Origin of the sequence: Actinosynnema sp. NPDC023658 (genome assembly GCF_040639995.1) — a bacterium.
Lineage (GTDB): Bacteria > Actinomycetota > Actinomycetes > Mycobacteriales > Pseudonocardiaceae > Actinosynnema.
Genome location: NZ_JBFAAX010000582.1, coordinates 1 through 3,602, shown reverse-complemented (window position 1 = coordinate 3,602; position 3,602 = coordinate 1). Strand labels below are relative to the sequence as shown.

Sequence of the window (3,602 nt, the reverse complement as noted above, 5' to 3'; positions counted from 1 at the left end):
CAGCCCCACCGACGCCGCGCCGCGCCCCGCCTGCTCGACGTGGCCGGCGGTCGATCCCGGTCCACCGGAGGCGGGGGGGGGCGAGAGGCGGCCAGGCCCGCCACGAACTCCGCGAAGCCCCGCTCCGCCCGCGCCCGGTAGCCGAGGAACAGGCGGTTGGCCAGCGGGACGGCCCAGGCGCCGCGGGGTGCGACGTTGCGCACCCGGTGGGTCAGCCGCGCCCCGCCGGCCACCGCCTGCACCTCGTACTCGCCCCGGTACCACCAGCCGCCCTGCACGGACACGGTCCGCCGTTCGGCGTCCACCTCGATCCGCCCGCCCCCGGCCTCCCGCACGACCCGCTCCACCCGTGCCAGCACGGCATCGGGGGGCACCGGCACGGTCGCGGACACCTCCACCAGCACCCGCCTCACGACGGGAGGCCCGGCACCGGCGTGCGGCGGGTGTTCTGGAACGACGCGACCCGCCACGCGTCCGGCTCGCGCACCAGCACGTACGTCACCGTGGACGCGCGCCCCGGGTCGGCCTCCCCGTCCAGCGAGGAACCGCCGCCCGCCACCACGATCGCGACGTCGTCGCGCACGAACCGCACCTTCGGCGGCTCACCGCTCCCGACCAGCTTCGACCCCCTCAACGGCCCCTCGAACAACGCCCGGTGGCCCGACTCGATGGCCTCCCGCCCCGGCGTGTTCAGCCCGAAGAACGTCACGTAGTCGGCGTCCTCGGTGAAGAACCGCGCGTACGCCGCCGCGTCGCCGGCGTTCCACGCCTCCCCGAGCCCGCTCAGCACGGCCTCCACGGCTGCCCTGTCCGTCATCCGCGTCCCCTTCCGAACATCAGCGCCTCACGAACGAACGGTGTTCGTCACACGAACGATGTTCGCGACGAACGGTGTTCGTGTCAAGTACGGTGTTCGCATGAGCCCGGAGGACCCGCCCTGGCGCACCCCGCCCGCCAAGCCGCCCGTCAAGCCGCGCCTGTCCCGGGAGCTGGTCGTGCGGACCGGGCTCGACCTGCTGCTGCGGGAAGGCCTGGACGCGGTGAGCATGCGGCGCGTCGCCCAGGCCCTCGACACGGGACCGGCCTCGCTCTACGCGCACGTCGCCACCAAGGACGAGCTGCTCGAACTGATGCTGGACCAGGTCCTGGAAGAGGTGCCGCTGCCCGCGCCCGACCCGGACCGCTGGCAGGCGCAGGTCCGCGACCTGCTGCGCGCCCAGGTGCAGGCCATGGGCGCGTACCCCGGCATCGCGAAGGTCGCCTGGCAGGTGCTGATCCCGGTCGGACCCAACGCCCTGCGGCACGGCGAGGCGCTGCTCAGCCTGCTGCGCGCCGGCGGTCTGTCGCTCACCCACGCCGCCTACGCCGCCGACGCGCTCAGCCTCTACACCAAGGCGTTCGCCTGCGAGGGCAGCGCCTGGATGTCGGTGGACCAGGCCGAGGTGGCGGCCCGCGGCAGGCAGATGGGGGAGTACCTGAGCTCGCTGCCGTCGGGCGCGTTCGCCAACATGGCCGCGATGGGGGAGCTGTTCACCGCCGAGACCGCCACCGAGCGGTTCGAGTTCGGCATCGACATGCTGCTCGGCGGCCTCACGGCCCTGACGGGCTGATCGCCAGCGCGATCGCCATCGCCAACCGCTGCTCCGGGTCGTCCAGCGGCAACGACGTCACCGCGGCCATCCGCTGCATCCGGTACCGCAACGTGTTGGGGTGCACCGACAGCACCCGGGCCGCCTCCCGTGCGTCGCCCTGCGCCGCCAGCCACGCCCGCAACGTCATCGCGTACTGCGTGCCGTGCTCGGCGTCGTGCCGCACCAGGTCCGCCACCGGGCCGCGCGACGGCAACCGCCCGGCCTCCGCCACCCCCGCCAACCGGCGCAGCAGCACCCGCGCCCACGCCACGTCGTACACGACGGGCTCGTCACCGGCCAGCGCCAGGCACTCGTCGGCCTCGTCCCGGGACGCGGGCAGCGTCGCCGCGTCCGCCCGACCGCCGACCCCGGCCAGCACGACCGCCTCCGACGGCAGCTCACGGCCCAGCGCCCGCACCCACTCCAGCGCCGCCGACGGGTCGTCCCCGCACGGCAGCACGGTGTAGAGGACGTTGCCGAACAACGCCGAACGGCCGGGCCGCGACCAGCCGAAACCCGCCGTCGCCCGGGAGAACGCCAGCAGCGCCGCACCGTGCTCGCCCTCGCCGGCGTGCGCCTGCACCGCGATCACCCGCAAGTCGGACGACGGCAGCCCCAGCCGCGCCAGGTTCCCGGGCAACCCCGACTCCAGCGCCTCGATCACCAGGTCGGCCTCGGCCTGGCGCTCCAGGTCCGCCGACGCCCGCGCCCGCAGCAGGTGCAGCGCCACCGTCCGCGCCCCGTCCACCAGGGCCGCCTCGCGCACCGCGTCCACCGGGTCGTCGACCTCCACCCACACCGACCCCAGCAGCTCGCGCCCGGCCCGCACCGCCGCCACCAGCCGCCCGCCGAGCCGGTCGGTCAACCTCGGCACGAACAGCGGCTCGTCCGACCGCGCCAGGTGCGTGAACACGCCGTACGCGTCCAGCGCCCGCCAGGCCTCCTCCGGCACTCGCCGGCCCATGATCGTCTGCACCCGCACCGGGTCGACGCCCTGCTGCCGGTAGGAGTACGCCAGCACCCGCGACTGCTGGTCCTCGATCGTCACCGGCCCGCCGACCACCGCTGCGATCGCGTCCGCCACCGCGAACAGGTCACCGGCCCCCGACCCGCCGAGCACCAGCGTCTGCGCGACGTTCGCCAACTGCCCCCACGGCACCGACGGGTCCACCAGCAGCACCGCCGCCCCGGACCGCTTCGCCGCCGCGAGCACCCGTTCGTCCACCGGCGGCGCCCCGTGCAGCACCACGGCCGCCGCCGCGGTCGACCCGACCAACCGGGCCGCCGCGGCCGGCGTCGGCACGCCCAGCCCGAGCAGCACGTCGTCCGGCGCGGCCACCGTGTGCTCCGCCGGGTCGTGCAGCGCCACCCCGCGCAGCTCCACGTCCCGCCCGCGGGGGGCGCAGCTCAGGTGCGTGCCGAGGCTGCCGAGCACGTCCACCAGGCGATCAAGGGCGACCACAGCGGGATCGTACGGTCAGCGCGATCGGCGCGCGGCGGATGTGAATTCGTATACCGGAAGGTGCCGATACCGCCTACCTGGTGGGACGATGGGGGCATGGTCAGTCCTGAGCGCGACGGCACACCGGTGCTCATCACCGAAGCGGCTCCCTCCTACGAGGAGCAGCACGCCGCGCGCAAGCGCAAGTACGCGATCATGATGGGCGCGCGCATCCCGTGCCTCATCCTGGCGATGGTCTTCTACCAGACCTGGTGGCTGGCCCTGGCGTTGATCGTGCTGTCGGTCCCGCTGCCCTGGATGGCCGTGCTCATCGCGAACGACCGGCCTCCCCGCAAGGCGGAGAAGGCCAGCCGCTTCACGAAGGAGCACCGCGCCATCGAGGCACGCCCGCATCACGTCATCGAGGGCTGAACCGCCGTCGGCTGCGCGCCGACACCGGAGACCGCCCGCGCCGCGGCCCGCACGCCGCCGAGCAGCGCGTCCCGCCGCGACGCGCCGGACAGCCACGC

At 74.8% G+C, this 3,602-nt stretch carries 5 protein-coding genes; 2 read left to right on the top strand and 3 right to left on the bottom strand.

Translation table 11 applies throughout. The features are described 5' to 3' along the window. Both AB0G02_RS31530 and AB0G02_RS31525 read right to left on the bottom strand, forming a co-directional pair. A partial coding sequence (locus AB0G02_RS31530) for a hypothetical protein (protein WP_360801342.1) occupies positions 1 to 413 on the bottom strand: 413 nt, incomplete at its 3' end. Next, a complete protein-coding gene (locus AB0G02_RS31525; RefSeq protein ID WP_360801339.1) occupies positions 410 to 817 on the bottom strand; it encodes an SgcJ/EcaC family oxidoreductase in 408 nt (135 codons plus the stop codon). The genes AB0G02_RS31530 and AB0G02_RS31525, both read right to left, overlap by 4 nt. 100 nt (positions 818 to 917) lie before the next feature. On the opposite strand from AB0G02_RS31525, the gene AB0G02_RS31520 reads away from it, so the two are divergent. Further along, the gene (locus AB0G02_RS31520) at positions 918 to 1,610 is read left to right on the top strand and encodes a TetR/AcrR family transcriptional regulator (protein ID WP_360801336.1); all 693 of its coding nucleotides are present in this window, start codon (positions 918 to 920) and stop codon (positions 1,608 to 1,610) included. Here AB0G02_RS31520 and AB0G02_RS31515 read toward each other — a convergent pair. Continuing rightward, positions 1,591 to 3,093, bottom strand: a complete 1,503-nt coding sequence (locus AB0G02_RS31515; protein ID WP_360801333.1) for a helix-turn-helix domain-containing protein — start codon at positions 3,091 to 3,093, stop codon at positions 1,591 to 1,593. The two genes, AB0G02_RS31520 and AB0G02_RS31515, sit on opposite strands and share 20 nt — an antisense overlap. A 96-nt stretch (positions 3,094 to 3,189) precedes the next feature. On the opposite strand from AB0G02_RS31515, the gene AB0G02_RS31510 reads away from it, so the two are divergent. Next, on the top strand, positions 3,190 to 3,504 hold the full coding sequence (locus AB0G02_RS31510; RefSeq protein ID WP_360801330.1) for a DUF3099 domain-containing protein: 315 nt from the start codon (positions 3,190 to 3,192) through the stop codon (positions 3,502 to 3,504). Positions 3,505 to 3,602: the final 98 nt, after the last annotated feature.

Coding starts and splice junctions, on each gene's coding strand:
- AB0G02_RS31520 (WP_360801336.1), top strand. CDS start 918: ATGAGCCCGGAGGACCCGCCCTGGCGCACCCCGCCCGCCAAGCCGCCC.
- AB0G02_RS31525 (WP_360801339.1), bottom strand. CDS start 817: ATGACGGACAGGGCAGCCGTGGAGGCCGTGCTGAGCGGGCTCGGGGAG.
- AB0G02_RS31510 (WP_360801330.1), top strand. CDS start 3,190: ATGGTCAGTCCTGAGCGCGACGGCACACCGGTGCTCATCACCGAAGCG.